Raw genomic sequence first — 26021 nt, 5'->3', positions numbered from 1 at the left:
AGGCAAACAGATGAGTGCAATTATTGAAATTGAACATTTACGAAAAAGCTTTGGCGAAAACGAAGTATTAAAAGATATCAATATGAACGTCAACAAAGGAGAAGTTGTCACCATTATCGGTTCTTCTGGTTCTGGTAAATCAACGTTACTACGTTGTATCAATTTGTTAGAAAAACCAACAGATGGCAAAATCATCTATAATGGTAAAAATGTTTTAGAACGTGGTTATAGTTTGCCCAAATATCGGACCCATTTAGGCATGGTTTTCCAATCATTCAATTTATTTAATAACATGAATGTCTTAGAAAACTGTACTTCTGGTCAGATGACTGTCCTAAAAAGAAACAAAGAAGAAGCCAAAAAAATTGCCTTAGAAAATTTAGAAAAAGTTGGCATGGCTCGTTTTATTGATGCCAAACCTGCTCAATTGTCTGGTGGACAAAAGCAACGGGTAGCCATTGCTCGAGCATTATCAATGGATCCAGATGTTTTACTTTTCGATGAACCAACTTCTGCATTGGATCCTGAAATGGTTGGCGAAGTGCTAAAAACAATGAAAAATCTTGCCCATACAGGGCTAACAATGGTGATTGTAACACATGAAATGGAATTTGCGCGGGACGTATCCGATCGTGTTATTTTCATGGATAAAGGTGTCATTGCCGAAGAAGGGACCGCTGAAGATATCTTTGTCCATCCAAAAGAAGCTCGGACAAAAGAGTTCTTACATCGGATTTTAACGAAAAACTAGTAAAAAAGAGGCAGTCATTCTGGTTAGAGTGACTGCCTCTTTTTTACTAGTTTTTGTATTGACGAATCATTGGCGGTTCATAGGAATCAATAAATGCACCAATTTCTTCTAAGGAATCTGAAATGAAAATTTTAGCTCGATCCGCTTCTGTTAAGAAACTAGTTTCTACCATTTTATCAAAAAAAGCAGCTAATAAATCATAGTAACCATTCACGTTGTATAAAATACAAGGATTCATATGTTCACCGACTCGGCCCCAAGAGATCACCTCGCTAATTTCTTCTAGCGTGCCGGGACCACCGGGTAAAGCTAAATACACATCTGCCAATTCAATCATCTTTTTCTTACGCGCATGCATATCACTGACTGTATGCATCTTTGTAATGCCATTATGTGCAATCTCTCGTTCCATTAAAAAAGTGGGCATGACACCAATTACCTCTCCACCTTCTGCCAAAAGCGTATCAGCCACTGTACCCATTAGACCAACATTGCCACCGCCATAAACTAGATCATAGTGATTTTCTTTCATCCAAGCGGCTAACGCTACTGCAGCTTGCTGATAGATTGGCTCATTCCCCAGACTGGCGCCACAATATACTGCCATTTTTTTCACAAACATACCCTCCATTTAGATAGATTCTTTTTTACCATCTATCCTCTGGTAGCTATGGTAGCATATTTTGATTTTATCGAAAAGGTGCAGCCATTTTTCTTTTCGTTTTAAAAGTATTTGAATTTTCAGACAATAAATGCTATAGTCTTTTTATATTTTAAAATTTCAGAAAAAGGAGCCCTATTATCTTGTCTACCTCACTCACTATTCGCTTAGTTGCCGAAGCAGATTGGCCCGCATTACATACCTTGGACCAAATCATTTGGACAAAAAAGAATACCCCTGCCGAGATACAACCACTCTCGCTTGCGGCATATCAGGAAAAAATGAAGGATGAAACGATTTTCGTTGCCATCAGCGGACAACAACTTGCTGGATTTATTGAAGTCCATCCGCCCACTTCGTTAGCAGCTCATCAAAAGCAATGGCTACTAAGTATTGGCGTTTCGCCAGATTTCCAAGGTCAAGGGATTGGTGGTTCTTTGTTGTCGTATATCAAAGATATGGCTGAGATAAGCGGGATTCATAAGCTGAGTTTGCGAGTAATGGCTACCAATCAAGAAGCCATTCGATTCTATGAAAAACATGGTTTTGTGCAGGAAGCACATTTTAAAGAAGAATTTTATATAAATGGACACTATTGTGATGATTATCAGTATGCTTATTTCATAGAAAAATAAGAAAACTAATGTTTTCTATAAAAACTGGTTGCTCTCTGTTTCTTCTTCTGTTATTTTAAATAATAAGACAATATTAAGGAGTGTGAATCTATGCAAAAAAAGTTAGTTTGGCGTGATTATCTATACGTTGGTTCAATGTTATTCGGTTTGTTTTTCGGTGCTGGAAATTTAATTTTCCCTGTACATATGGGACAAGAAGCGGGGGCTTCCGTCTTTTTAGCAAACTTGGGCTTCTTAGCCACTGGAATTGGCTTACCTTTTCTTGGTGTCATTGCTATGGGTGTTTCTAAAAGTTCAGGTGTTTTTGACTTAGCTTCTCGGATTAATCGTCGTTATGCTCTTATTTTTACCTTACTATTATATTTAACGATTGGTCCTTTCTTTGCTTTACCAAGGTTAGCAACTACTTCTTTTGAGATTGGTCTTGCACCATTTGTTCCTAAAGACTTGCAATGGCTGGTTCTTGCTGGTTTTTCCGCATTATTTTTCTTAGCTGTTTGGCTCTTCTCTAGAAAGCCAAGTAAAATCTTAGATTATGTGGGTAAATTTTTAAATCCGTTATTTTTAGCATTGCTAGGAATTTTGATTGTTTTAGCCTTTGTAAAACCATTAGGTCATGTGGCCAGTGCCGCTGTTGGTGAAAATTATATTTCAAGTCCTTTCTTTAAAGGATTTACAGAAGGTTATAATACGTTGGATGCTCTAGCTTCATTAGCTTTTGGGATTGTTGTCGTTTCCACTTTACGAAATATGGGCGTCGAAAAACCAGGAGATATCGCTAAAGGAATGATTAAATCAGGTGCTTTCAGTGTTGTATTGATGGGGATTATCTATACCTTACTTGCTTATATGGGAACAATGAGTATCGGGGCTTTTCCAATCAGTGAAAACGGCGGGATTGCCTTAGCCCAAATTGCCAATTACTATTTAGGCCTACCAGGGAGTATTTTACTGGCTTTTATCGTAGTTCTTGCTTGTTTAAAAACCGGTATCGGCTTAAGCACAGCCTTTTCTGAGACTTTTGAAGAAATGTTTCCGAAAGTTTCCTATCAAAAATTCTTGGCAATTGTTGTTATTTTACCAGCTATTTTTGCAAATGTCGGCTTAACCAACATCATTCAATTTGCCGTTCCAGTCTTGATGTTCCTTTATCCATTGGCGATTACTTTAATGCTTTTGGTAATCATCAGTCCTATTTTCAAACATCGACGGGAAGTCTATCAAGCAACGACCTATATCACATTGATTGCTGCTGTTTTAGATGCATTAAATAGCGCGCCTGCCTTTATCAAAGATACGGCGTTTGTAACAACGCTTTTAGAAAAAGCCGGCCAATACTTACCATTGTTCACTATTGGCATGGGCTGGGTCGTTCCAGCAACGGTTGCTTTTCTAATTAGTTGGGTTTGGGTCATGATTTCTAAAAAAGATCCTATCCTTGATTAATTCTTACCAAAACGACACTAGAAAAAATGCGGAAGCGCATCTTTTCTAGTGTCGTTTTTATGTATATTCGTTGTACCAAACTCTTGACTATGGTAAATTGAAGTTACCAACAAGTACTGGAGGAAATTGCCCATGTTAGTTACAACAACCGAGAGAATTAGCGGTCAAGAATATGAAATTATTGGAGAAGTTTTCGGGTTAACCACACGTTCTAAAAATATGTTTAAAGATTTAGGTGCTGGACTAAAAAGCGTAGTTGGCGGTGAAATTAAAGGTTACACTGATATGCAACGAGAAGCACGCGACCAAGCAATCGAACGTTTAAAAGCAGAAGCCTCTAAATTAGGTGCAGATGCCGTTGTGATGATGCGTTTTGATTCTGGCACAATTGGCACAGACATGCAATCTGTCGTGGCTTACGGAACAGCTGTTAAATACATCTAAATCTTGCAACCAAAAAGACGCAGACCTTTTCTTGTAAGGTCTACGTCTTTTTAGTTTTCATATTTCACTTCTGCTAAATACAATCCTTCTGGATGAGCAGTCGGACCCGCTAAATTTCGATCTTTGGCGGCGATAATTGCTGGAATCGCGGTTGGTTCCAGCCGCCCATTGCCGATTTTCAATAGCGTACCAACTAAAATCCGAATCATTTTGTACAAGAAACCATCGCCCCGAAAAGTGAATATTAATTCATCCCCCGTTTCATTGACATGAACACTGGCTTCATGAATAGTTCGGACTTTATCTTCTACCGAACTTCCTGAGGCACAGAAAGAGGTAAAATCATGGGTGCCTAATAAATCAGGCAAAGCTTGTTGGATTTTTTCGAGATCAATGGGATACGGAAAATAACTAGCATAAAAACGTCGAAATGGACTTCGCGGTTTGCCAATATCCACTTTAAATTGATAGGTTTTTTCGATCACGTGATAACGTGCATGAAAGTCTTCTGAAACACGTTCCACGCTGCGCACAGCAATGTCTTCTGGTGTTTGTGTGTCTAACGCAAAGCGCATTTTTTCCAACGGACGTTCCTGCGGATAATCAAAGTGAATCACTTGGCCCATTGCATGAACACCTGCATCTGTTCGTCCTGAACCAAAAACCGTCACGGAGTGTCCGTTATTCATGCGTGCTAACGTTTTTTCTATTTCTTCTTGAACGGTACGCTCATTAGGCTGCTTTTGAAAGCCATGAAAATGAGTGCCATCATAGGCAATGATTGCTTTATAGCGGGGCATAATTTTTCTTCACCTTTTCTAAGTTCTTAATACAAATAAGCCAATGGTTAACAAGACAAAGCCAAACATTACTATTGTATCTCGTAGGTGCCAATGAAGAATGCGGTATTTTGTCCGTCCTTCGCCACCTTGATAACCTCTTGCTTCCATGGCAGTCGCCAAATCTTCCGCACGATTAAAACTACTTACGAAAAGCGGAATTAACAGTGGAACAATAGCTTTCATTTTTTGAAGTAAGTTTCCTTCACCAAAATCAACACCACGGGCACGTTGAGCATTCATAATCTTTTCCGTTTCATCCATTAATGTTGGGACAAAACGTAAGGCAATTGATAACATCAATGAAACTTCATGAACTGGAAATTTCACTACACGAAGTGGGCGTAGCAAATATTCAATCGCATCTGATAACTCTAATGGTGCCGTCGTTAAAGTTAATAACGTTGACATGAAAATAATTAAAACAAAACGACAGAAAATAAATAGCCCATTCGTCACACCAAACTGGGTAATGGAAATAATTCCCCACTGAAAGTACACTTCTCCCCCTTGTGTAAACAAGGTTTGAAGAGCCACAGTAAACAGAATTAGCCATAATAATGGCCGAACACCGCGGATAAAGAAGCGGGCACTGATTTTTGATAATGAAATAGCAAAAGCAGTAAAAGCTGCTATTAAAACATAACTCTGCCAATTATTTGCTAAAAAGATAATCCCAATAAAATAAAAACTAGCTAATAATTTTGCGCGCGGATCTAAACGATGGATAAAAGAATCACCTGGAATATAGCGCCCAAAAATCAATTTATTCATCATTTTGCCTCACCTGCTTCCTGCATTTTTTTCAGAAGCTGATCGGCTAATTGATCGGCCGTTAATGGTAATTGCTCAAAAGAAAAGCCTTTTGCCACTAATTTTTCAGCAAATTCGGCTGCAGTTGGCACGCCTAATTGTTTTTCTTTCAGCCATTGTGTCTCTTGAAACACTTCTTGTGGTGCTCCCGCTCGGACGATTTGTCCTTTTTCTAAAACAATCACATGATCTGCGTAATTAGCCACGTCATCCATCAAATGTGTCACTAAAACGATGGTCATATTATGTTCCTTATGCAGACGACTAAACATCTCCATCATTTCTTTACGACCCTTAGGATCCAAACCAGCAGTCGGTTCGTCTAATACTAAGACTTCTGGTTCCATCGCTAGCACACCAGCAATTGCGACACGGCGCATTTGACCACCTGATAACTCAAACGGAGAATGTTGTAAGTATTTTTCATCTAAGCCGACTAAATCAAGCATTTTCTTAGCTAATTTTTTCGCTTCTTCGTCTGAAACACCAAAGTTTTTCGGTCCGAAAGCGATGTCTCGCTCCACTGTTTCTTCAAACAATTGTGCTTCTGGAAATTGAAAAACGATCCCAACTTTTTTACGAATTGGTTTTAAATTCTTATTATCAGTTTCTGGCGTAATTACACGCTCTCCAATTGTCACTTGGCCTTTAGTTGGTTTCACCAAAGCATTCAAATGTTGTAATAACGTTGATTTGCCACTGCCAGTATGTCCGACAATCGCTGTATAAGAGCCGTCTTGAATCGTTAAATTAATATCGAATAATGCCCGTTGCTCAAAAGGAGTATTGGGTTGGTAAGTAAAATCTACTTGTTTAAAACGGATGTCCATAACCAATCCACCATCCCTTCTTCTGTTAAATAATTCGTTGGCACAACAACGCCACGCTCTTTCAAAGCTACTTTTAATTTTTCAGGAAACGGTAAATCCAAGCCCATTTCAACAAGCGCTTCTCCTGCAGAAAAAATCTTTTCTGGTGTTCCTTCGTTTGTCAATTGTCCTTGGCGCATCACTAAAATACGATTCGCATTAGCCGCTTCATCAATATCGTGGGTAATAGAAATAACTGTTAAATTGCTTTCTTCTTTAATCTTTTGAATGGTAGCAATTACTTCTGCACGACCTTCTGGATCTAACATACTTGTCGCTTCGTCTAAAATAATAATATCTGGTCGCAAAGCAACCACACCAGCGATAGCTACTCGTTGTTTTTGGCCGCCAGATAGCCGAGCAGGTTCTCGCTTGGCAAAATCTAACATACGAACCCGTTCTAATGCATCGTGAACACGTTCGACCATTTCATCACGCGGAATACCTTGATTTTCTAAACCAAAAGCCACATCGTCTTCGACTGTTGAACCGACAAATTGGTTATCTGGATTCTGAAAGACCATTCCTACCATACGCCGGATATCCCAGACGTTTGCTTCATTTAATTCTTTGCCGCCAACTTTGATAGTCCCAGCAGCTGGCAGTAACAGCCCATTGATCGTTTTGGCTAACGTTGATTTACCAGAACCATTATGGCCAATAATAGCGACCCATTCGCCTTGTTGAATGGAAAAAGACACATCTTTTAAAGCGGGAGAAGCATCTTCTGGTTGATAATTAAATTGGATATTATTTAGTTCAATGATTGGTTGCATCGCGTACTCCCTCAATCTATTTATTCTTTCTAACACTACCAAAAAAGTAGCGTTTTTTCAATCATCTGTTCTGATTCTTCACACTATTTTTTATTATACCAAAAGAACGGTCATTATGGGAGCTCTTATCTGTCTTGACAGGTCTATTTTTCATAAAAATAACTTCTTGTTCTCATAAAACAAGAAGTTACTGATTTTCTTTTAAAAATGTGTCTTCAAATATTCAAATGCATATTGGGCATATAACTCAGCACCCATTGCCATCGCATCTTCATCAATATTAAAACGACCATGGTGATGTGCCCATTCTGTATCTTTCTCTGGATTACCGCTTCCCACTAAGGCAAAACAACCAGAAGCATGTTCAGTATAATAACTGAAGTCTTCACCACCGGTTGTCGGCTCTTCTTGTCTTAAGGCCGCTTCACCAAAATTTTCCTTAATTAGTGTTTGGGCAAACAAGGCATCCTGCTCATCATTAATCACTGGCAACGTTCCATATTGATAATCTAACGAAGCCGTCCCACCGTAAATAGCGGCTGTTTGTTCCGCATAGCGTTGCAGCGCCTGTTCTACTCGATTACGCGTTGCTACACTAAAGCAACGAACCGTTCCTTCTAAACGTGCATTCTCAGCAATCACATTAAAACGGGTCCCCACATCCATCCGTCCAATCGTGACAACTACTGGATCTAAAGGATCTGTCTCCCGAGAAACAATCGTTTGCAGATTCATCACGAAAGAAGAAGCTATAACTGCCGCATCAATACAAGCGTTTGGCATGGCACCATGGCCACCACGGCCTGTAAAATCAACAGAAAAAATATCTGCGGAGGCGAAACTTGAGCCCACTCGACACGAAGCGGTTCCTACAGGCATTTGTGACCAGATATGTAAGCCAAATACATCATCGACACCGGTCATTGCGCCTTGCGCAACCATTGCTTTAGCACCTTGCGCATTTTCTTCAGATGGTTGAAAAATTAACCTTACCGTTCCCTGAAGTTCTTCTTGGATTTCTTTTAATACTTTAGCCGCTGTTACTAACATCGCGGTATGGGAATCATGCCCACATGCATGCATCTTGCCAGCTTCTAAAGATTTATAAGCTAAATCTTCATTTAATTCCTGTACAGGTAAGGCATCCATATCCGCCCGCAGCGCAACCACTCGGCCTGGTTTGCCGCCCACAATTTCAGCAATTAAACCCGTCGGTTCTGTTTTGCGATAAGTAATTCCTAATTGATCAAGAACTTCCGCGACTTTTTCTGTCGTTCGAAATTCTTCAAATTGTAATTCTGGATGTTGGTGTAAATCCCGTCGAAAAGCAATCATTTCTTGTGCATGCTGCTTGACTAGTGCTTTGATTTTTTTCATACTTACGCCCCGTTTCTACAAACTTAATAAAATACTTGAAAAAATACCCGCTAAAATAACCGAAACAATAGTGACTGTTACGAAACCTGCCACTAACATCGGTGGCATTAAATGGCTCGTTAAAGCCGCCTGTTCTTGTTCATCTTCTGTCAATGATTGAATCACTTCATTCGTAATAATATAATCGGCTGGAAAGCCATATAAAGCTGTCAACGAAACAGCGAATGCCATCTCTTTACTCACACCTAATACACGACCAACAATTGCTGAAAAGATGTACATCCCGATAACGCCAATCACAATAATCCCAATCATTGGTAAAAATAAATCCATTAACATTTCAGGTGTGGCTTGTTTTAAGCCATCAAAGACAAAAAGCATTAACCCTAAAATCGCAAAACCAAAGCTATTTGCTTTCTGCAATGGTTGCTTTTCTAAAAAGCCTAAAGACGTTGCAATCACGCCAAAACATAAACACAGCACAAAAGGACTAATCGTCACAAACGGTGCCGTCCACACAGAAACATAATAAGCGAGTGTGGCAACTAAGGCTAAACGTAAAATTCGTGAATAATCTGTATGATATCGTTTGGGTACTTTTTCAAATAGTTTAGGCACATCTGGTTCTGCTCCTGTTTCTTGCCCCTCTTGTTCATGAACTGGCTGCCATGTCCCTGCTCGATATTCTTGAAGCTTCCGCTTTCCTTCTTTTTTTAGAACAATTGAAGTTAAGGGATAACCAGCAAACCCTTGAATGACATAAATTAAAATTGCCAAAACTGAAAGTGAGGCTAAACCAGCTGATTGAGCCGCTTCTGACATTACTAATGAAGAAACTAAACCTCCTACTAACGGCGGGATTGCAACTAAAACTGTTTTTAAGTCAAAAACAAAAGTCCCTACAGCTAATAACAAGGCAATAATGCCCAGAATACCTGACAAAGCAATCACAATCGTTTTCCATTGATTAACCAATTCTTTAACAGAGAGCAGAGTGCCCATATTAGTAATCAACAGATACATTAATAAAGTGGCAACCACTGTAGGAATCCCTGCCACTTCCACAATATTTTGTGGAAAAATAGTCCAATAACCAAGAATAAATAAAACACCACAAACAAAAACAGATGGAATCCAAGCTTTTGTTTTGATAGAAACTACATCACCAATGTATAAAATAACCATCAGCAACGAAAAAGCAAACATTTGCGACATATAATTCCCCCTTCTACTAACTCAGATGCTTAATTATCTGAAAATTCCAATTAATAACCAGTATAACAAACCGGAAAAGCTTCTGCAATGCTTTTAAGAAACAAAAAAGCTTTGAGAAAACAGCGTTTTCCCAAAGCAAAAAAAAATCACCTTTATATGATGAGTGCTCCCCTGCTAAAGCCATCTTTAGCAGGGAAAGCAGAGCTAGACTCGGAGTCGCCTCCAACATCATAACACTCTAAAAGAAACATCTATAAAGTGATCGGTTTATTAATTATTTAACAAATTCGATAACTACCATTGGTGCTGCATCGCCGCGTCTTGGTTCTGTCTTCAAGATACGAGTGTAACCACCTTGGCGTTCCGCGAAACGAGGTCCTAAATCGTTAAATAGCTTTTGTAAAGCTGATTCAACAACGATAGACTCATCTTCTTCACGAACACTAGCAACTTCATTACGAACGAAAGTAGCTGCTTGACGACGTGCATGAAGATCTCCACGTTTACCTAAAGTAATCATTTTTTCTACAGTTGAACGTACTTCTTTCGCACGAGCTTCAGTAGTTACGATGCGTTCGTTGATGATTAAATCAGTTGTAATATCACGTAGCATAGCTTTACGTTGGCTTGATGTGCGTCCTAATTTACGGTAACTCACGTTGGGTTCCCTCCTTCGTTTCTGTTCTCACGAGCCACTGCTGTTAAGCAGGACTGGAAACTTCGTAAAAGTCTTAATCGTCCTTACGTAATCCTAATCCTAGATCATGCAATTTAAGTTTTACTTCTTCAAGAGATTTACGACCTAAATTACGTACTTTGATCATTTCTGGTTCAGATTTGTTTGTAAGTTCTTGTACAGTATTAATGCCTGCACGTTTTAAACAGTTATATGAACGAACTGATAAATCAAGTTCTTCAATCGTCATTTCTAGCATTTTCTCTTTTTGAGTTTCTTCTTTTTCCACCATGATTTCAGCGTTTTTCGCTTCGTCAGTAAGGTTTACAAAGATATCTAAATGCTCAGTCATGATTTTCGCAGCTAAACTTAGTGCTTCTTGAGGAATGATTGAACCATCTGTCCATATTTCCATTGTTAATTTGTCGAAATCATCACGACGACCAACACGTGTATTTTCTACTTGGTAGTTAACACGACGAACGGGTGTGTAGATGGAATCAACTGGAAGTACACCGATTGGCATATCTTCTTTTTTGTTTTCGTCTGCTTGAACATAGCCACGACCAGGTTTCACTGTTAAGCGAGCATGGAAAGTAGCTCCTTCAGCAACACTACAGATAACTAAATCTTTATTTAGGATCTCAACATCACTGTCTACGATAATATCGCCGGCAGTCACGGTAGCGGGTCCTGTAATATCGATCTCAAGGGTTTTCTCTTCTTCAGCATATAATTTCAATGCTAAGCCTTTAATATTCAAAATAATTTGTGTTACGTCTTCTCGTACACCTGGAATGGTTGAGAATTCGTGTAAAACACCATCGATTTGAATATTCGTAATTGCAGCTCCTGGTAAAGAAGACAATAAAATACGACGTAGAGAGTTACCTAAAGTAGTTCCGTAACCGCGTTCTAATGGTTCAACGACGAACTTACCATAATCTCTATTTTCATCAATTTTTTCGATTCTTGGTTTTTCAAATTCAATCATTCTTATCTATACCCCTTTCAAAACGAAAAGTGTCTTGTTCAATGACGTTCCTAATTCAAACTCAGAATGAGTGGCGCTCATTAAACACGACGGCGTTTTGGAGGGCGGCATCCATTATGAGGAACTGGAGTCACGTCACGAATTGCAGTCACTTCTAAACCTGTTGCTTGTAATGAACGAATTGCTGCTTCACGTCCAGAACCAGGTCCTTTAACTGTTACGTCTACAGTTTTAAGTCCATGTTCCATTGCCACTTTAGTTGCGGCTTCTGCAGCCATTTGAGCGGCAAAAGGAGTTGATTTTTTGCTTCCTTTAAAGCCTAATGATCCTGCTGATGACCATGCTAATGCATTACCATGTGTATCAGTAATCATTACGATTGTATTGTTGAATGTAGAATGGATATGTGCTACACCTGATTCTATATTCTTTTTGACACGGCGTTTACGACTAACTTTTTTTGCTGCCATGAAGTTCTAACCTCCTTCACTTAGGAATTATTTTTTCTTGCCTGCTACTGTTTTAGTAGGGCCTTTACGAGTACGTGCATTATTTTTCGTGTTTTGTCCACGAGTTGGTAATCCACGACGGTGACGGATTCCACGGTATGAACCGATTTCCATCAAGCGTTTGATGTTTAAGTTCACTTCACGACGAAGATCCCCTTCAACTTTTAACTTATCAATTTCCGCACGAATCGCATCTGTTTGTTCGTTTGTTAAATCACGTACACGAACATCTTCAGATACGCCAACGTTTGCTAAAACTTTTTTAGCTGTAGTGTTACCAATACCATAAATGTAAGTAAGAGAAACTACTACACGTTTGTCACGAGGGATGTCTACTCCTGCAATACGAGCCATTATTCGTTACACCTCCTAATTATCCTTGACGTTGTTTATGTTTTGGATTTGCTGGGCAAATAACCATAACACGTCCTTTACGGCGAATTACTTTACAATGTTCACACATTGGTTTTACTGATGGTCTTACTTTCATGATAATACCTCCTGTGGTTTTACGGAGTACAATTATTTAAAGCGATAAGTAATACGGCCACGCGTTAAATCATACGGTGATAATTCAACTGTTACTTTGTCACCAGGTAAGATACGGATGTAGTGCATACGGATTTTACCTGAAACAGTAGCAAGAACTTGGTGTCCATTTTCTAGTTCGACTTTAAACATTGCATTCGGCAAAGTTTCGACGACTGTACCTTCGACTTCAATCATATCTTCTTTTGCCACGCACAGTACCTCCTTGTACTTGTTTCGCGTTTTCACACGATAAAACGGCGGAAACTCCAGCTCCCACCTAGAAATTCTCAACTAACTTCGTTATTCATTTTGATGTCACAAAACTGTAGAAGTCGGACTGATATATTCTACCATATTTAGTTATGTTTTGGCAAGAGAAACTGAATACAACAACAGGGTTAAACTGCGGGCAATTGGAAATTAGTTTTCGTCAATGATTTTTTTCACATCAGAAAAAACAGTATCGATTTCGCGATTGCCATCGATTGTATGCATCAAGCCTTGTTCTTTATAGAAAGCTAAGATTGGTGCGCTACTTTCAATGTTGACTGCCAAACGATTTTTAACCGTTTCGGGCTTATCATCTTCTCTTTGGTAGAATTCATGTCCGCCACAGCGATCACAAGTGCCTTCAACTTTTGGCGGGTTGAATAATTTATGATACGTTGCGCCACATGTGCGACAGATGAATCGTCCAGCTAAACGCTCGATTAATACATCTTCTTCTACATGGATGTCAATGACAGCATCAATTTTTTTGTTTAATTCTTTAAGCATTATATCTAATGCTTTTGCTTGATCCAGTGTACGTGGGAAACCATCTAATAGGAATCCTTTGTCTGTATCTGGTTCAGCAAGGCGTTCTTTAACAATTCCGTTTGTTACTTCGTCAGGAACCAGTTCACCTTTATCGATATAAGATTTCGCTTCTAGGCCCAAGGCAGTTTCATTTTTCATTGCTGCACGGAACATATCTCCAGTAGAAATATGTGGAATGCCATACGTATCAATGATTTTTTCTGCTTGGGTGCCTTTACCTGCTCCAGGTAATCCCATTAAAATGAGGTTCATATATTCTCCTCCTAATTTTAAAGACCGGCTTATGAAGCTAGCCATATGTGAGAATGGTGCTGAGGTAAAACCTCAACACTCGATTCTTACTTATTGATAAAGCCGACATATTGACGTTTCATCATTAATCCTTCTAATTGTTTCGTTGTTTCTAATGCAACCCCGATAACGATTAGTAAACTTGTTCCACCTAAACCGATTGATTGAGGTAAGTTCCAAACCATTTGCGCAATGATTGGAAGTAAAGCAACAAGTCCTAGGAAAATTGAGCCGACAACACTTAATCTCATTAACACGCCAGATACATATTCTTCTGTACCTTTACCTGGTCGCACGCTTGGAATGTAGCTTCCTTGTTTTTGTAAGTTTTCCGCTAATTTCTCAGGGTTTACTTGAACAAATGCATAGAAGAACGTAAACGCAACGATTAGGACAGTATAGATGATTGCCCCTGGAACTGTGTTATAACTAAAGATTTTTGTCATAATGTCATACCAATTTTCACCAGCGAATTTTGATGAGAAAGCTTGTAAAATGGCATTTGGTGTTGCAATTAACGAGCTGGCAAAGATAACTGGAATAACCCCAGCAGCATTTACTTTTAACGGTAAATAACTACTTGTTGGTGCACCAGAAACACGTTTTGTATATTGGATTGGAATCTTACGTTCTGCTTGTTGGAAGAACGTTACGACTGTAACAATCACCAAAATAGCAATAACTAAGATTGCAATGAAAATAACAGATTGCCAAATACGAGAAGACTCGATATTGACGAAGTAATCTTCATAGATTTCTTTGACTGCTCCTGGCAAACGAGAAATAATCCCGGCAAAGATAATCATTGAAACACCATTTCCGATTCCTTTTTCTGTAATTTGTTCACCCATCCAAGTCACAAACATCGTCCCAGCAGTTAAAATAACTGCAATCATCACAAAGGTACCTAAGGTTGGATTGTTGACAATCCCAGTTTGACTTAAGCTATTAAAACCAGCAGTGATCCCCATTGACTGAGCCACACCCAAGACAATCGTTAGATATCTTGTTGCTTGATTTAATTTCTTACGCCCAACTTCCCCTTGTTTTGACCATTCTACAAATCTAGGTACAATATCCATTTGCAATAGTTGAATAATAATAGAGGCTGTAATGTATGGCGAAACCCCCATCGAGAAGATAGAGAAGTTTTGCATGGCACTACCACTCACCATATTCAACATATTCAAAAAGGGTAAGCTACTTAAATCAGACAATCCCTTTGCATTCACCCCGGGCACAGTAATGTGCGCACCTAGGCGAAATACAAACAAGATTAAAACTGTAAATAAGATTTTTGATCTAATGTCTTTGACTTTAAAGGCGTTCTTTAATAGCTTGAACAATTAGATCACCTCGATTGAACCACCAGCAGCTTCGATAGCTTCTTGTGCTGATTTCGAGAATTTAGCTGCTTTCACAGTTAATTTTTTCGTTAACTCACCATCTGCAAGAACTTTGATTCCCGCTTTTTCGTTTTTAACGATTCCTGCTTCTTTTAGGACAACAGGAGTTACTTCTGTTCCATCTTCAAAACGGTTTAAAGTATCTAAGTTCACAACAGCGTAATCTTTACGATTAATGTTTGTAAACCCACGTTTTGGTAAACGACGGAATAATGGAGTTTGACCCCCTTCAAATCCTAAACGAACACCACCGCCTGAACGGGCTTTTTGCCCTTTTTGTCCACGGCCAGCTGTTTTACCATTACCAGATGAAGTACCACGTCCAACACGGTTACGTACTTGGCGTGAGCCCTCAGCAGGTTTTAATTCATGAAGTTTCATAGGTTTGGCACCTCCTTAAGCAATCTTCTATTACAAATCTATAAATCTTAAACTTCTTCTACGTCCACTAAATGTGAAATAGTGTTAACCATACCTTTGATTGCTTCATTGGCAGGTTTTGTAACAGTACTATTCACTTTACCTAAACCTAACGCTTTAACTGTAGCACGTTGGTTTTGAGGACGTCCGATAACACTGCGTTTTAAAGTAATTTTTAATTCAGCCATTATTTTTGTCCTCCTTAACCGATAATTTCTTCTACAGATTTACCGCGAAGTGCTGCCACTTCTTCGGCACGTTTTAATTGTTTTAGACCTTCAACAGTTGCGCGAACAACGTTAATAGGTGTGTTTGAACCTAGTGATTTAGATGTAATATCTGCTACACCAGCTAATTCCAATACGGCACGAACTGGTCCACCAGCAGCTACCCCAGAACCTTCTACTGCAGGTTTCATAAGGATACGGCCGCCACCGAATACGCCAATTACTTCGTGCGGGATAGTAGAACCAACCATAGGCACTTCAACTAAGTTTTTCTTCGCGTCTTCGATTGCTTTACGGATAGCTTCAGGTACTTCTTGTGCTTTACCAGTACCGAAACCAACGTGTCCGTTTTTGTCACCGACAACAACTAAAGCTGCGAAACGTAAACGACGTCCACCTTTAACAACTTTTGTTACACGGTTGATCGCTACAACGCGGTCTTCTAATTCCAAATGTTTTGGATCAATATAAACCATGAATGGTGTTCCTCCTTCTCCTAAAATTCTAGTCCATTTTCACGAGCAGCTTCAGCTAAAGCTTGCACGCGGCCATGGTAAAGGTATCCACCACGGTCGAAGACTACTTTTTTGATGCCTTTTTCAGCGGCACGTTCAGCAACTAGTTTACCAACAGCTGCAGCTGTTTCTGTTTTTGTTCCACCTGAAATTTCTTTATCCAAGGCAGAGGCACTTGCTAGCGTCACACCCGCTACGTCATCAATGACTTGCGCGTAGATGTTTTTGTTAGAACGGAAAATGTTCAAGCGTGGGCACTCAGCAGTACCAGAGATTTTGTTACGTACACGACGATGTCTCTTTTGACGTGTTTTGTTTTTATCTGGTTTTGTAATCACAATTTTCACCTCTTTGATTTAATGTTTACTACTAATATTTCAAGCAGTCAGCAGATTACGGAAAAGAGAAGCTGGCAGACAAGACAAAAGCATTTTATTGGAAAAATCCCATAAAATGACAGTTGCTTGTTGTTGACTTCTGTTTTCTACACAGCTGTTATTATTTACCAGTTTTACCTTCTTTACGGCGTACAAATTCACCAACATAGCGAATCCCTTTGCCTTTATAAGGTTCTGGAGGACGAACGCCACGGATGTTAGCAGCTAATTCACCAACAACTTCTTTGTTGATGCCTTTAACGATAACTTGTGTGTTCGCAGGTACTTCAAATGTTACGCCTTCTGGTGCTGTCATTTCGACAGGATGAGAATAACCAACGTTTAAAGTTAATTTGTTGCCTTGTACTTGGGCACGGTATCCGACCCCGATAAGTTCAAGTGCTTTTTGGAAACCTTCAGAAACACCAACAACCATGTTGTTGAAGTTTGCACGAGTTGTTCCGTGGATTGTTTTCATTTCTTTTGAATCGTTTGGACGAGTGAATGTCACTTCGTTTCCTTCGATGTTCATTTTGATATCAGAAGAAAATTCGCGTGTTAATTCACCTTTAGGTCCTTTAACTGTAATGTTGTTTCCGTCTTGCTTGATTTCAACACCAGCAGGAAGAACAACAACTTTATTACCAATACGGCTCACTTAGAGACACCTCCTTGTGTATTTTTTAGAATTACCATACGTAGGCGATTACTTCGCCGCCGATATTTTTCGCTCTAGCTTCTTTGTCAGTAATTACACCCTCTGATGTAGAGATGATTGCAATTCCTAGACCGTTTAATACTTTTGGTACTTCGTCAGCTTTTACGTATGCACGTAAACCTGGTTTAGAAATACGTTTTAAGTTTGTGATAACACGTTCTTCGTTTTTACCATATTTTAGGAAAACACGGATTACGCCTTGTTTGTCATCTTCGATGTATTCTACGTCGCGGATAAATCCTTCACGTTTCAGGATTTCTGCGATATCACGTTTGATTTTTGAAGCAGGTACTTCTAAAGTTTCATGTTTAACCATGTTCGCATTACGAATGCGAGTTAGAAAATCTGCAATTGGATCTGTCATGACCATTGAACTATTTACCTCCTTTATGCGAGTTTACTTGTTTACCAGCTAGCTTTCTTCACGCCGGGAATTTGACCTTTATAGGCAAGTTCGCGGAAGCAAATACGGCAAAGATGAAATTTACGATAAACTGAATGTGGACGTCCACAACGTTCACAACGAGTATAAGCTTGTGTTGAATGTTTAGCAGGACGTTTGTTTTTAGCAATCATTGATTTTTTAGCCACGTAGTTCGCCTCCTTATATTATTTTTGGAATGGCATACCTAATTGTGCCAACAATTCGCGAGACTCTTCGTCAGTGTTCGCTGTTGTAACAATTACGATGTCCATACCGCGTACTTTATCTACTAAATCATAATCAACTTCTGGGAAGATTAATTGTTCTTTAATACCTAAAGTATAGTTACCACGACCATCGAAAGCTTTTTTGCTGACACCGTGGAAGTCACGTACACGAGGTAAAGAAACTGTTACTAATTTATCTAAAAATTCGTACATTCTTTCGCCGCGTAGCGTTACTTTCGCACCGATTGGCATTCCTTCACGTAAACGGAATCCAGCGATAGATTTTTTAGCTTTTGTGATAAGTGGTTTTTGACCAGTGATTAATGCTAATTCTTCAACAGCTTTGTCTAAGTTTTTAGCATTTGATACTGCATCACCCACACCCATGTTGATAACGATTTTATCAACTTTAGGTGTTTGCATAACTGAGCTGTAATTAAATTTTTCCACCAATGATGGTGTTACTTCTTTAATATATTTTTCTTTCAGGCGGTTCATTCAGTAAGCCCTCCTTCCGCAATTTTTATTTATCTAAAACTTCACCTGTTTTTTTAGAAACGCGGACTTTTTTGCCGTCGACTTCTTTAAACGCAACTTTAGTAGCTTCTCCGTTTGAAGGATCAATCACCATTACATTAGAAACATGAATTGGCGCTTCCACTTCAAGGATTCCACCTTGTGGGGCTGCTTGGTTTGGTTTTTGGTGTTTTTTAACGACGTTGACACCTTCAACGATAACTTTATCTTGTTTAGGAAACGCTGCTAAGACAACGCCTTCTTTGTTTTTATCTTTACCAGTGATAACTTTTACTTTATCGCCTTTTTTAACAAACATTACTGTTTCGCACCTCCTTTAACGTGGGCTCGAGATTATAATACTTCTGGTGCTAGAGAAACGATCTTCATGAAGTTGTTTTCACGTAATTCACGTGCAACTGGTCCGAAGATACGTGTTCCGCGTGGGCTTTTATCGTCACGGATAATTACCGCAGCATTTTCATCAAATTTGATGTAAGAACCGTCAGCACGACGAGCGCCAGATTTTGTACGAACGATAACGGCTTTAACTACTTCACCTTTTTTAACAACCCCACCTGGCGTTGCTTGTTTGACAGTAGCAACAATAACGTCACCGATGTTAGCAGTTTTACGACCAGATCCGCCTAGGACTTTGATCGTTAAAATTTCACGTGCGCCAGAATTGTCAGCGACTCTTAAACGACTTTCTTGTTGGATCACGATGTGTATCCCCCTTTCAGATTTTGTGCTTCAATCTATTAGGAAATTCTCGTTTTATTAGATAATAACTGCTTCTTCGACTACCTCTAGTAAACGGAAACGTTTTGTAGCTGATAATGGACGAGTTTCCATGATTTTTACGATGTCTCCAACTTTCGCTGTGTTGTTTTCATCATGCGCTTTATATTTTTTAGAATATTTCATACGTTTGCCATAGATAGGGTGGTTTTTCTTTGTTTCAACGACAACTGTGATTGTTTTATCCATTTTGTCTGATACCACGCGACCTTGGTAAACTTTACGTTGATTTCTTTCTTCAGTCATACGCGTTTGGCCTCCTTCCACTATTAGTTAGCTTGTTCACGCAATACTGTTTTGATGCGTGCAATCGATTGACGTACTTCTTTAATACGTGCAGTGTTTTCTAATTGACCTGTTGCTAATTGGAATCTTAAGTTGAACAATTCTTCTTTTAATTGTTTTTCTTTATCTAGCATTTCGGCAGTGGTTAATTCTCTGATTTCTTTAACCTTCATTCGATTCACCACCCATTTCCTCACGTTTTACGATCTTAGTTTTTACCGGCAATTTGTGAGATGCAAGACGAAGAGCTTCACGAGCTACTTCTTCAGGAACGCCTGCGATTTCAAACATGATTTTACCACGTTTAACTGGTGATACCCAGCCTTCTGGTGCCCCTTTACCTTTACCCATACGTACGCCGATAGCTTTACTTGTGTAAGACTTGTGAGGGAAAATTTTAATCCATACTTTCCCGCCACGTTTCATGTAACGAGTCATTGCAATACGGGCTGCTTCGATTTGACGGTTAGTAATCCAGTGAGATTCAGTTGCTTGTAAACCCCATTCACCAAATGCTACTTCTTTTCCGCCTTTAGCTTCACCGCGCATTTTTCCGCGGAATTCACGACGGTGTTTTACACGTTTAGGTACTAACATGATTATTTCCCTCCTTTCTCAGTGTTTTTTTTCGTTGGAAGAATTTCTCCACGATAGATCCACACTTTAACTCCTAGTTTTCCGTAAGTAGTGTCCGCTTCTTCCCATGCGTAATCAATGTCCGCACGTAATGTGTGAAGTGGTACAGTTCCTTCAGAGTATCCTTCTGAACGAGCGATATCCGCACCGTTTAGACGACCTGATACTTGAGTTTTGATTCCTTTAGCGCCAGCACGCATTGCGCGTTGGATGGCTTGTTTTTGAGCACGACGGAAAGCAACACGGTTTTCTAATTGACGTGCAATTCCTTCGCCTACTAATTTTGCATCTAAATCTGGTTTTTTGATTTCAACGATGTTGATGTGAACTCGTTTGCCAGTTAATTTGTTTAATTCTTTTCTTAGGTTTTCGACTTCAGATCCGCCTTTACCGATAACCATACCTGGTTTAGCTGTGTGAATTGAAATGTTAACACGGTTTGCAGCGCGTTCGATTTCAATTGTAGATACAGCAGCATCAGCAAGTTTTGTTGCGATAAATTTACGGATTCTTAAATCTTCGTGTAAGAATTCAGCATACTCTTTTTCAGCATACCATTTCGCATCCCAGTCGCGGATGATGCCTACACGCATTCCAATTGGATGTACTTTTTGACCCACTGATTGTCCCTCCTCTTAAATGTTTAAGCTCTGTTTTCATAAAGAAAACAGCCTATTTCATGAGACTTATTTCTCTGTTACAACTACTGTGATGTGACTAGTACGTTTGTTGATTGGTGAAGCTGAACCTTTTGCACGAGGACGGAAACGTTTCATTGTTGGTCCTTCGTTAACAAATGCTTCAGATACGACTAAGCTTTCAACGTCTAAGTCAAAGTTGTTTTCTGCGTTAGCAACTGCTGACATTAAAACTTTTTCAATGATTCCAGCAGACTTGTTCGGTGTGAATTTCAAGATTGAAATTGCATCCGCAACGCTTTTCCCTCTGATAAGATCGATTACTAAACGTGCTTTACGAGGTGAAGTGCGAACTGTTTTTGCAGTTGCTTTAGCTGATGTAATTTGTTCTGACATTTGCATATCCTCCCCTCAAAATTAGCGTTTAGTTTTTTTATCGTCAGCAACGTGGCCACGATAAGTTCTAGTTGGTGCAAATTCACCTAATTTATGTCCTACCATGTCTTCTTGAATGTAAACAGGGACATGTTTCCGTCCATCATATACAGCGATTGTGAAACCTACGAATGATGGAAAAATTGTAGAGCGGCGAGACCAAGTTTTAATTACTTTTTTCTTTTCGGCACCTTGTTGTGCTTCGACCTTTTTCATCAAATGATCATCGACGAAAGGTCCTTTTTTTAAACTACGACCCATGGTGAACCTCCTCTCAAAATGTACGACACATGGTCAAAAAAATTATTTAGTACGACGACGAACGATAAGTTTGTCTGATTTAGCTTTTTTATTACGTGTTTTGTATCCAATTGCTGGTTGACCCCATGGAGATACTGGCGCTTTACGTCCAATTGGTGTTTTACCTTCACCACCACCGTGTGGGTGATCGTTAGGGTTCATTACGCTACCACGAACAGTTGGGCGTTTACGCATCCAACGAGAGCGGCCAGCTTTACCAATGTTGATTAATTCGTGTTGTTCGTTACCAACTGAACCGATTGTTGCACGGCAAGTTGCTAAGATCATACGAACTTCGCCAGAGTTTAAGCGGATTAATACGTATTTGCCTTCTTTACCAAGTACTTGCGCGCTTGTTCCAGCTGAACGGATTAATTGTCCACCTTTACCAGGTTTCATTTCAATGTTGTGGATAACTGTACCAACTGGAATGTTTTCCAATGGTAATGCGTTACCTACTTTAATATCTGCTTCTGGACCAGATACTAGGCGCATGCCTACTTCTAATCCTTTTGGTGCTAAGATGTATGCCTTAACCCCGTCTTCGTAATGAACTAACGCGATGTTAGCAGAACGGTTTGGATCGTACTCGATCGTTTTAACAACCGCTGCGACGTTATCTTTATTACGTTTGAAGTCAATCACACGGTATTGACGTTTGTGACCGCCACCTTGGTGACGAACCGTAATGCGACCGTTGTTGTTACGACCGGCATTGTTTTTTAATGGCTGTAACAATGATTTTTCTGGTGTTGAAGTTGTGATTTCAGCGAAATCAGAACTTGTCATGTTACGACGGCCATTTGTGGTAGGTTTGTACTTTTTAATCGCCACGTCTTATTTCCCTCCTACGTTGATATTGTTCAGGACTGCTTATTCAGCAGCTTCGAATAATTGAATTTCTTTTGAATCTTCAGTTAATGTAACGATCGCTTTGCGACGTTTTTTTGTATAACCTGCATATTTACCCATGCGTTTGAATTTTGGACGCACGTTTAAGATGTTTACGTTTGCTACTTTAACATCGAATGCTGATTCAACAGCTTGTTTTACTAAAGTTTTGTTTGCGCGAGTGTCCACTTCGAAAGTATATTTCTTTTCGTCCATAGCTAACATGGATTTTTCAGTGATCACTGGGCGTTTGATTACGTCTAGTAATTCCATTATGCAAGCACCTCCTCAATTTGAGTAAGAGCTGTTTGTGTTGCCAAGACTTTGTTAGCTGACACAACATCTAACACACTAACGTTATCAGAAGTTACTACAGAAACGTTTGGTAAGTTACGAGCTGATAAAGCTGCAAAGTCGTTACCATTTTCTAAAACAACTAATACTTTAGTATCGATAGACAAGTTAGCAAGAACTTGTTTGAATTCTTTTGTTTTTGGTGCATCGAAGCTTAAACCTTCTACTGCTACCAAGTTATTTTCAGCAACTTTGTCTGATAATACAGATTTCATTGCTAAGCGACGAACTTTTTTAGGAAGTTTGTAGCTGTATGAACGCGGTGTTGGTCCAAAGACTACGCCACCTCCACGCCATTGTGGTGAACGGATTGAACCTTGACGAGCACGACCAGTTCCTTTTTGACGCCATGGTTTGCGGCCACCGCCACGAACAGCGCTACGGTTTTTAACTGCGTGTGTTCCTTGTCTTAATGAAGCACGTTGCATGATGATTGCATCATAGACAACACTTTCATTAGGTTCGATTCCGAAGATTTCTTCATTTAAAGTGATTTCACCGTTTTGAGTTCCATCTTGTTTGAATAATGCTACATTCGGCATTCCTTAGTTCCTCCTTTCCCTACACTTATTTAGCTTTCACAGCTGATTTGATTGTGATTAAAGATTTTTTCGCTCCAGGAATGTTTCCTTTGATTAAGATAACATTTCTTTCTACGTCCACTTTAACAACTTCAAGGTTTTGAATTGTTACGCGGTCGCCACCCATACGGCCGGCTAGTCGTTTATTTTTAAATACACGGTTAGGCGCTACTGGACCCATTGACCCAGGACGACGGTGATAACGAGAACCATGAGACATAGGTCCGCGGCTTTGGCCGTGACGTTTAATTGCCCCTTGGAATCCTTTACCTTTCGTAGTACCTGTAACATCAACAACGTCTCCTGCTTGGAAAACATCTACTTTGATTTCTTTACCTACTTCATATTCTCCTAGCTCAACATTCTTGAATTCTTTAATGAAGCGCTTAGGAGCCGTGTTTGCTTTTGCAACATGACCTTTCGCAGGTTTGTTTGATAAAACTTCACGTTTGTCTTGGTAACCAACTTGGATAGCTTCGTATCCGTCAGTTTCAACAGTTTTTACTTGTAAAACTACGTTTGGCGTAGCTTCAACTACTGTTACTGGAATTAATTCACCAGACTCAGTAAAGATTTGTGTCATTCCCACTTTTTTCCCTAAGATTCCTTTGGTCATGAGTACACCTCCATCTTAATTTTATAGTTTGATTTCAATATTAACACCAGACGGTAAGTCAAGCTTCATTAGAGCGTCAACTGTTTTTGGTGTTGGGTTCACAATGTCAATTAGACGTTTGTGAGTACGCATTTCGAATTGTTCGCGAGAATCTTTGTATTTATGAGTCGCACGAATAACTGTGTAAAGTGAGCGTTCTGTTGGTAATGGAATCGGACCTGATACGTCAGCTCCAGTTCTTTTTGCTGTTTCCACAATTTTATCCGCTGATTGATCTAAAATACGGTGTTCATACGCTTTTAAACGGATACGAATTTTTTGTTTTGCCATCTTGTTCCCTCCTTCGCCTATTTTAAAAGTAGACATAGCTCCACGAAAATTTATCCGGCATGCTCGTTCATGGCAAAGCGTCCGAGCGTGTCGCAACCTCTCGCTTCACAGCCGGCAAATCAAATCGTTGATCTACCAATGCTTTTTACACTCCTGTAAACAGCACCTTTTTGATTATACTATGAAAGGATAGTGTTAGCAAGGATTTTCTGCGTTTTTTTGAAAGAATTTTTTCTTGTTTTGAAAAGCATTTGTTTTGTTTTTCAATTCTTTTCATTCTATTTTTATAAAAAAAGAATTTGGGATTCCTTTTTTACCAGAATCTCAAATTCTTTCTTTTTTATTCTATTAACCAATCCGGCGCATTGGAATATCATTGTTATCTGGATGAACCAATAAATATTGAATAACATCAATATTGCTTGCTTGGAATGATGCTGCACATGCTTGCAAATATAAGTCCCACATTCGATAGAAGCGCTCGCCTTTTTCGTCAACAATTTCTGCTTCTATATTATGGAAGTTTTTTGTCCAATGTTCCAACGTCAATTGATAATCTCTGCGCAAACTTTCCAAGTCAATCACTTGCAAGTCGTTTTCTGTCATATGGCCGACTAGCTCAGTGACACCAGGAATATAGCCACCTGGGAAAATATAACGATTAATCCAAGCATTTTTAGCCCCGCCTTGTTGGCGACTGATCCCATGAATCAACGCCGTACCTTTAGGCGCTAAATTTCGCTGAACGACATCAAAATATTCATGTAGATTTTCTGCACCGACATGTTCAAACATCCCGACACTCGTAATATGGTCAAAAGACTCTCCTTTTAAATCACGATAATCCATCAACTTGACAGTCATTCGATCTTGTAGGCCTTCTTTTTCTATAATATGGCGAATATGATGAAATTGCTCTTCACTTAATGTAATCCCAGTTGCTTTGGCTCCGTATTCTTTCACCGCAGTTAAAATTAACGTGCCCCAGCCGCAGCCAATATCCAGTAAAGTGTCGCCCTCTTTGATAAACAATTTATCTAAAATATGATGAACTTTATTCACTTGCGCTTGTTCTAATGTATCTTCAGGCGTTTTAAAATAAGCACATGAATACGTCATTGTTTGGTCAAGCCATTTTTTGTAAAAATCATTTCCTAGATCGTAATGGCTGTGAATATCCTCTTGCGAGCGTTTTTTTGAATGACTTTCTTTAGGAAGCCATTTAATAAATTTAGCATTGTGTAAAAAGCTATCCTTTTGGTTATACACATCATAAATCAGTGCTTGGATATCGCCTTCGATTTCAATTTTGCGATCCATGTAGGCTTCCCCTAAAGTTAACGAAGCGTTATTCAGTAAATCCTTCACAGGAATTTTTTCATTGAATACAATTTTAAAAACCGGATCCCCCGACCCTTGCCCATACTCTTTGACGGTACCATCCCAGTATGTGACTTGTGTCTTTTTTGAAAAAGACCATTTAAACAGTTGACTGTACGTTTCTTTTTCTAACATTGCATTCCCTCCATTAAATACCATTTGAAGCCAAAACAAAAAGAAGTCGCTTTCCGGTAGTTCGTCAAAAACAAACACCACAGTCCGTTCTAAACTGAAGCACAGAAAAGTTAACACCCCTTCTATGTTCCGCTTCTTTTTTTGCAATTACAGTTCTATTCTA

Annotated in this window: 42 protein-coding genes; 4 read left to right on the top strand and 38 right to left on the bottom strand. The window is 39.3% G+C overall.

Annotated features, from left to right (window positions below):
* Positions 1–10 precede the first annotated feature (10 nt).
* Positions 11–751, top strand: a complete 741-nt coding sequence (locus IGK54_RS00905) for an amino acid ABC transporter ATP-binding protein (protein WP_002356242.1) — start codon at positions 11–13, stop codon at positions 749–751.
* 46 nt (positions 752–797) lie between these two features.
* Here IGK54_RS00905 and IGK54_RS00900 read toward each other — a convergent pair whose 3' ends face one another.
* Positions 798–1382: a TIGR00730 family Rossman fold protein gene (locus IGK54_RS00900; protein ID WP_002411019.1), complete on the bottom strand. Its 585-nt coding sequence runs from the start codon at positions 1380–1382 to the stop codon at positions 798–800.
* Between the two features lie 173 nt (positions 1383–1555).
* Between IGK54_RS00900 and IGK54_RS00895 the strand changes: the two genes are divergently transcribed.
* The 3 genes from IGK54_RS00895 (at position 1556) to IGK54_RS00885 (ending at position 3937) form a co-directional block, all read left to right on the top strand.
* The gene (locus tag IGK54_RS00895; RefSeq protein ID WP_010711908.1) at positions 1556–2047 is read left to right on the top strand and encodes a GNAT family N-acetyltransferase; all 492 of its coding nucleotides are present in this window, start codon (positions 1556–1558) and stop codon (positions 2045–2047) included.
* A 90-nt stretch (positions 2048–2137) separates the two neighbouring features.
* Positions 2138–3493, top strand: a complete 1356-nt coding sequence (gene brnQ, locus IGK54_RS00890) for a branched-chain amino acid transport system II carrier protein (protein ID WP_002361550.1) — start codon at positions 2138–2140, stop codon at positions 3491–3493.
* 132 nt (positions 3494–3625) lie between these two features.
* Positions 3626–3937, top strand: a complete 312-nt coding sequence (locus tag IGK54_RS00885; protein WP_002381365.1) for a heavy metal-binding domain-containing protein — start codon at positions 3626–3628, stop codon at positions 3935–3937.
* Between the two features lie 50 nt (positions 3938–3987).
* Here the strand turns inward: IGK54_RS00885 and truA are convergent, their stop codons facing one another.
* The 37 genes from truA to IGK54_RS00700 form a co-directional block, all read right to left on the bottom strand.
* Positions 3988–4737 (bottom strand): tRNA pseudouridine(38-40) synthase TruA, encoded by a 750-nt coding sequence (gene truA, locus IGK54_RS00880; RefSeq protein ID WP_142957521.1) that lies wholly within the window; start codon positions 4735–4737, stop codon positions 3988–3990.
* An 18-nt stretch (positions 4738–4755) separates the two neighbouring features.
* Positions 4756–5553 (bottom strand): energy-coupling factor transporter transmembrane component T family protein, encoded by a 798-nt coding sequence (locus IGK54_RS00875; RefSeq protein WP_002373841.1) that lies wholly within the window; start codon positions 5551–5553, stop codon positions 4756–4758.
* Complete coding sequence (locus IGK54_RS00870) at positions 5550–6419, bottom strand: energy-coupling factor ABC transporter ATP-binding protein (RefSeq protein WP_002381364.1); 870 nt, start codon at positions 6417–6419, stop codon at positions 5550–5552. The genes IGK54_RS00875 and IGK54_RS00870 overlap by 4 nt, the downstream gene beginning before the upstream one ends.
* Positions 6395–7234, bottom strand: a complete 840-nt coding sequence (locus IGK54_RS00865) for an energy-coupling factor ABC transporter ATP-binding protein (protein ID WP_002359354.1) — start codon at positions 7232–7234, stop codon at positions 6395–6397. The genes IGK54_RS00870 and IGK54_RS00865 overlap by 25 nt, the downstream gene beginning before the upstream one ends.
* A gap of 201 nt (positions 7235–7435) precedes the next feature.
* The gene (locus IGK54_RS00860; protein ID WP_010711907.1) at positions 7436–8611 is read right to left on the bottom strand and encodes a M20 family metallopeptidase; all 1176 of its coding nucleotides are present in this window, start codon (positions 8609–8611) and stop codon (positions 7436–7438) included.
* A gap of 15 nt (positions 8612–8626) precedes the next feature.
* Entirely contained in the window at positions 8627–9826 is a 1200-nt protein-coding gene (locus IGK54_RS00855) for a DUF819 family protein (protein WP_002356229.1), read from the bottom strand.
* A 16-nt stretch (positions 9827–9842) separates the two neighbouring features.
* Complete coding sequence (locus IGK54_RS00850) at positions 9843–10055, bottom strand: hypothetical protein (RefSeq protein WP_002411018.1); 213 nt, start codon at positions 10053–10055, stop codon at positions 9843–9845.
* A gap of 45 nt (positions 10056–10100) precedes the next feature.
* Positions 10101–10484, bottom strand: coding sequence for a 50S ribosomal protein L17 (rplQ, locus tag IGK54_RS00845; RefSeq protein ID WP_002356228.1), 384 nt, complete (start codon positions 10482–10484; stop codon positions 10101–10103).
* A gap of 73 nt (positions 10485–10557) precedes the next feature.
* On the bottom strand, positions 10558–11496 hold the full coding sequence (locus IGK54_RS00840) for a DNA-directed RNA polymerase subunit alpha (RefSeq protein WP_002356227.1): 939 nt from the start codon (positions 11494–11496) through the stop codon (positions 10558–10560).
* An 80-nt stretch (positions 11497–11576) separates the two neighbouring features.
* Entirely contained in the window at positions 11577–11966 is a 390-nt protein-coding gene (rpsK, locus tag IGK54_RS00835; RefSeq protein WP_002356226.1) for a 30S ribosomal protein S11, read from the bottom strand.
* 27 nt (positions 11967–11993) lie between these two features.
* The gene (rpsM, locus tag IGK54_RS00830) at positions 11994–12359 is read right to left on the bottom strand and encodes a 30S ribosomal protein S13 (RefSeq protein WP_002356225.1); all 366 of its coding nucleotides are present in this window, start codon (positions 12357–12359) and stop codon (positions 11994–11996) included.
* A gap of 19 nt (positions 12360–12378) precedes the next feature.
* The gene (gene rpmJ, locus IGK54_RS00825) at positions 12379–12495 is read right to left on the bottom strand and encodes a 50S ribosomal protein L36 (RefSeq protein WP_002288710.1); all 117 of its coding nucleotides are present in this window, start codon (positions 12493–12495) and stop codon (positions 12379–12381) included.
* A gap of 32 nt (positions 12496–12527) precedes the next feature.
* Complete coding sequence (gene infA, locus IGK54_RS00820; RefSeq protein ID WP_002356224.1) at positions 12528–12746, bottom strand: translation initiation factor IF-1; 219 nt, start codon at positions 12744–12746, stop codon at positions 12528–12530.
* Between the two features lie 210 nt (positions 12747–12956).
* The gene (locus tag IGK54_RS00815; RefSeq protein WP_142957523.1) at positions 12957–13607 is read right to left on the bottom strand and encodes an adenylate kinase; all 651 of its coding nucleotides are present in this window, start codon (positions 13605–13607) and stop codon (positions 12957–12959) included.
* An 86-nt stretch (positions 13608–13693) separates the two neighbouring features.
* The gene (gene secY / locus IGK54_RS00810) at positions 13694–14992 is read right to left on the bottom strand and encodes a preprotein translocase subunit SecY (RefSeq protein WP_002359350.1); all 1299 of its coding nucleotides are present in this window, start codon (positions 14990–14992) and stop codon (positions 13694–13696) included.
* A complete protein-coding gene (gene rplO, locus IGK54_RS00805) occupies positions 14993–15433 on the bottom strand; it encodes a 50S ribosomal protein L15 (RefSeq protein WP_002356221.1) in 441 nt (146 codons plus the stop codon).
* A gap of 47 nt (positions 15434–15480) precedes the next feature.
* Positions 15481–15660 (bottom strand): 50S ribosomal protein L30, encoded by a 180-nt coding sequence (gene rpmD, locus IGK54_RS00800; RefSeq protein WP_002356220.1) that lies wholly within the window; start codon positions 15658–15660, stop codon positions 15481–15483.
* 14 nt (positions 15661–15674) lie between these two features.
* Positions 15675–16175 (bottom strand): 30S ribosomal protein S5, encoded by a 501-nt coding sequence (gene rpsE / locus IGK54_RS00795; protein WP_002356219.1) that lies wholly within the window; start codon positions 16173–16175, stop codon positions 15675–15677.
* 20 nt (positions 16176–16195) lie between these two features.
* On the bottom strand, positions 16196–16552 hold the full coding sequence (gene rplR / locus IGK54_RS00790) for a 50S ribosomal protein L18 (protein ID WP_002356218.1): 357 nt from the start codon (positions 16550–16552) through the stop codon (positions 16196–16198).
* 160 nt (positions 16553–16712) lie between these two features.
* A complete protein-coding gene (rplF, locus tag IGK54_RS00785) occupies positions 16713–17249 on the bottom strand; it encodes a 50S ribosomal protein L6 (protein ID WP_002356217.1) in 537 nt (178 codons plus the stop codon).
* A 31-nt stretch (positions 17250–17280) separates the two neighbouring features.
* On the bottom strand, positions 17281–17679 hold the full coding sequence (rpsH, locus tag IGK54_RS00780) for a 30S ribosomal protein S8 (RefSeq protein ID WP_002356215.1): 399 nt from the start codon (positions 17677–17679) through the stop codon (positions 17281–17283).
* A gap of 35 nt (positions 17680–17714) precedes the next feature.
* Positions 17715–17900, bottom strand: coding sequence for a type Z 30S ribosomal protein S14 (locus IGK54_RS00775; protein ID WP_002356214.1), 186 nt, complete (start codon positions 17898–17900; stop codon positions 17715–17717).
* 18 nt (positions 17901–17918) lie between these two features.
* Complete coding sequence (gene rplE, locus IGK54_RS00770) at positions 17919–18458, bottom strand: 50S ribosomal protein L5 (RefSeq protein ID WP_002356213.1); 540 nt, start codon at positions 18456–18458, stop codon at positions 17919–17921.
* A 25-nt stretch (positions 18459–18483) separates the two neighbouring features.
* Entirely contained in the window at positions 18484–18795 is a 312-nt protein-coding gene (gene rplX / locus IGK54_RS00765) for a 50S ribosomal protein L24 (RefSeq protein ID WP_002356212.1), read from the bottom strand.
* Between the two features lie 35 nt (positions 18796–18830).
* Entirely contained in the window at positions 18831–19199 is a 369-nt protein-coding gene (rplN, locus tag IGK54_RS00760; protein ID WP_002356211.1) for a 50S ribosomal protein L14, read from the bottom strand.
* Positions 19200–19256: 57 nt separating this feature from the next.
* Positions 19257–19523, bottom strand: coding sequence for a 30S ribosomal protein S17 (gene rpsQ / locus IGK54_RS00755; protein WP_002359348.1), 267 nt, complete (start codon positions 19521–19523; stop codon positions 19257–19259).
* A gap of 23 nt (positions 19524–19546) precedes the next feature.
* On the bottom strand, positions 19547–19735 hold the full coding sequence (rpmC, locus tag IGK54_RS00750; protein ID WP_002383858.1) for a 50S ribosomal protein L29: 189 nt from the start codon (positions 19733–19735) through the stop codon (positions 19547–19549).
* Complete coding sequence (rplP, locus tag IGK54_RS00745; protein WP_002356208.1) at positions 19725–20159, bottom strand: 50S ribosomal protein L16; 435 nt, start codon at positions 20157–20159, stop codon at positions 19725–19727. Before rplP ends, rpmC begins: the two co-directional genes overlap by 11 nt.
* Before the next feature lie 2 nt (positions 20160–20161).
* Positions 20162–20818 carry a 30S ribosomal protein S3 gene (gene rpsC / locus IGK54_RS00740; protein WP_002356207.1) on the bottom strand — a complete coding sequence of 219 codons (657 nt, stop codon included), beginning with the start codon at positions 20816–20818 and terminating at the stop codon, positions 20162–20164.
* A 66-nt stretch (positions 20819–20884) separates the two neighbouring features.
* Positions 20885–21232, bottom strand: coding sequence for a 50S ribosomal protein L22 (gene rplV / locus IGK54_RS00735; protein ID WP_002356206.1), 348 nt, complete (start codon positions 21230–21232; stop codon positions 20885–20887).
* Between the two features lie 21 nt (positions 21233–21253).
* A complete protein-coding gene (gene rpsS / locus IGK54_RS00730; RefSeq protein WP_002356205.1) occupies positions 21254–21532 on the bottom strand; it encodes a 30S ribosomal protein S19 in 279 nt (92 codons plus the stop codon).
* 42 nt (positions 21533–21574) lie between these two features.
* Positions 21575–22405, bottom strand: coding sequence for a 50S ribosomal protein L2 (rplB, locus tag IGK54_RS00725; protein ID WP_002356204.1), 831 nt, complete (start codon positions 22403–22405; stop codon positions 21575–21577).
* Positions 22406–22444: 39 nt separating this feature from the next.
* Complete coding sequence (locus tag IGK54_RS00720; protein WP_002356203.1) at positions 22445–22735, bottom strand: 50S ribosomal protein L23; 291 nt, start codon at positions 22733–22735, stop codon at positions 22445–22447.
* Positions 22735–23358: a 50S ribosomal protein L4 gene (gene rplD / locus IGK54_RS00715; protein WP_002356200.1), complete on the bottom strand. Its 624-nt coding sequence runs from the start codon at positions 23356–23358 to the stop codon at positions 22735–22737. The genes IGK54_RS00720 and rplD overlap by 1 nt, the downstream gene beginning before the upstream one ends.
* 25 nt (positions 23359–23383) lie before the next feature.
* The gene (gene rplC, locus IGK54_RS00710) at positions 23384–24013 is read right to left on the bottom strand and encodes a 50S ribosomal protein L3 (RefSeq protein WP_002356199.1); all 630 of its coding nucleotides are present in this window, start codon (positions 24011–24013) and stop codon (positions 23384–23386) included.
* Between the two features lie 21 nt (positions 24014–24034).
* Positions 24035–24343 carry a 30S ribosomal protein S10 gene (gene rpsJ, locus IGK54_RS00705; protein ID WP_002389727.1) on the bottom strand — a complete coding sequence of 103 codons (309 nt, stop codon included), beginning with the start codon at positions 24341–24343 and terminating at the stop codon, positions 24035–24037.
* Between the two features lie 348 nt (positions 24344–24691).
* Positions 24692–25858, bottom strand: coding sequence for an SAM-dependent methyltransferase (locus IGK54_RS00700; RefSeq protein WP_002391607.1), 1167 nt, complete (start codon positions 25856–25858; stop codon positions 24692–24694).
* Between the last annotated feature and the right edge of the window lie 163 nt (positions 25859–26021).

The organism is Enterococcus sp. DIV2384 (assembly GCF_050534975.1).
GTDB classification, from domain to species: domain Bacteria; phylum Bacillota; class Bacilli; order Lactobacillales; family Enterococcaceae; genus Enterococcus; species Enterococcus faecalis.
Note: the sequence above shows the minus strand (reverse complement) of the source record. Positions and strands in the feature narration are given on the sequence as shown.

Coding starts and splice junctions, on each gene's coding strand:
- IGK54_RS00905 (WP_002356242.1), top strand. CDS start 11: ATGAGTGCAATTATTGAAATTGAACATTTACGAAAAAGCTTTGGCGAA.
- IGK54_RS00900 (WP_002411019.1), bottom strand. CDS start 1,382: ATGGAGGGTATGTTTGTGAAAAAAATGGCAGTATATTGTGGCGCCAGT.
- brnQ (WP_002361550.1), top strand. CDS start 2,138: ATGCAAAAAAAGTTAGTTTGGCGTGATTATCTATACGTTGGTTCAATG.
- IGK54_RS00885 (WP_002381365.1), top strand. CDS start 3,626: ATGTTAGTTACAACAACCGAGAGAATTAGCGGTCAAGAATATGAAATT.
- truA (WP_142957521.1), bottom strand. CDS start 4,737: ATGCCCCGCTATAAAGCAATCATTGCCTATGATGGCACTCATTTTCAT.
- IGK54_RS00875 (WP_002373841.1), bottom strand. CDS start 5,553: ATGATGAATAAATTGATTTTTGGGCGCTATATTCCAGGTGATTCTTTT.
- IGK54_RS00870 (WP_002381364.1), bottom strand. CDS start 6,419: ATGGACATCCGTTTTAAACAAGTAGATTTTACTTACCAACCCAATACT.
- IGK54_RS00865 (WP_002359354.1), bottom strand. CDS start 7,234: ATGCAACCAATCATTGAACTAAATAATATCCAATTTAATTATCAACCA.
- IGK54_RS00860 (WP_010711907.1), bottom strand. CDS start 8,611: ATGAAAAAAATCAAAGCACTAGTCAAGCAGCATGCACAAGAAATGATT.
- IGK54_RS00855 (WP_002356229.1), bottom strand. CDS start 9,826: ATGTCGCAAATGTTTGCTTTTTCGTTGCTGATGGTTATTTTATACATT.
- IGK54_RS00850 (WP_002411018.1), bottom strand. CDS start 10,055: ATGTTGGAGGCGACTCCGAGTCTAGCTCTGCTTTCCCTGCTAAAGATG.
- IGK54_RS00840 (WP_002356227.1), bottom strand. CDS start 11,496: ATGATTGAATTTGAAAAACCAAGAATCGAAAAAATTGATGAAAATAGA.
- rpsK (WP_002356226.1), bottom strand. CDS start 11,966: ATGGCAGCAAAAAAAGTTAGTCGTAAACGCCGTGTCAAAAAGAATATA.
- rpsM (WP_002356225.1), bottom strand. CDS start 12,359: ATGGCTCGTATTGCAGGAGTAGACATCCCTCGTGACAAACGTGTAGTA.
- rpmJ (WP_002288710.1), bottom strand. CDS start 12,495: ATGAAAGTAAGACCATCAGTAAAACCAATGTGTGAACATTGTAAAGTA.
- IGK54_RS00815 (WP_142957523.1), bottom strand. CDS start 13,607: ATGAACCTCATTTTAATGGGATTACCTGGAGCAGGTAAAGGCACCCAA.
- rplO (WP_002356221.1), bottom strand. CDS start 15,433: ATGAAACTTCATGAATTAAAACCTGCTGAGGGCTCACGCCAAGTACGT.
- rpmD (WP_002356220.1), bottom strand. CDS start 15,660: ATGGCTGAATTAAAAATTACTTTAAAACGCAGTGTTATCGGACGTCCT.
- rpsE (WP_002356219.1), bottom strand. CDS start 16,175: ATGGTTTATATTGATCCAAAACATTTGGAATTAGAAGACCGCGTTGTA.
- rpsH (WP_002356215.1), bottom strand. CDS start 17,679: ATGGTCATGACAGATCCAATTGCAGATTTTCTAACTCGCATTCGTAAT.
- rplE (WP_002356213.1), bottom strand. CDS start 18,458: ATGAACCGCCTGAAAGAAAAATATATTAAAGAAGTAACACCATCATTG.
- rplX (WP_002356212.1), bottom strand. CDS start 18,795: ATGTTTGTTAAAAAAGGCGATAAAGTAAAAGTTATCACTGGTAAAGAT.
- rpsQ (WP_002359348.1), bottom strand. CDS start 19,523: ATGACTGAAGAAAGAAATCAACGTAAAGTTTACCAAGGTCGCGTGGTA.
- rpmC (WP_002383858.1), bottom strand. CDS start 19,735: ATGAAGGTTAAAGAAATCAGAGAATTAACCACTGCCGAAATGCTAGAT.
- rplP (WP_002356208.1), bottom strand. CDS start 20,159: ATGTTAGTACCTAAACGTGTAAAACACCGTCGTGAATTCCGCGGAAAA.
- rplV (WP_002356206.1), bottom strand. CDS start 21,232: ATGTCAGAACAAATTACATCAGCTAAAGCAACTGCAAAAACAGTTCGC.
- rpsS (WP_002356205.1), bottom strand. CDS start 21,532: ATGGGTCGTAGTTTAAAAAAAGGACCTTTCGTCGATGATCATTTGATG.
- IGK54_RS00720 (WP_002356203.1), bottom strand. CDS start 22,735: ATGGAATTACTAGACGTAATCAAACGCCCAGTGATCACTGAAAAATCC.
- rplD (WP_002356200.1), bottom strand. CDS start 23,358: ATGCCGAATGTAGCATTATTCAAACAAGATGGAACTCAAAACGGTGAA.
- rplC (WP_002356199.1), bottom strand. CDS start 24,013: ATGACCAAAGGAATCTTAGGGAAAAAAGTGGGAATGACACAAATCTTT.
- rpsJ (WP_002389727.1), bottom strand. CDS start 24,343: ATGGCAAAACAAAAAATTCGTATCCGTTTAAAAGCGTATGAACACCGT.
- IGK54_RS00700 (WP_002391607.1), bottom strand. CDS start 25,858: ATGTTAGAAAAAGAAACGTACAGTCAACTGTTTAAATGGTCTTTTTCA.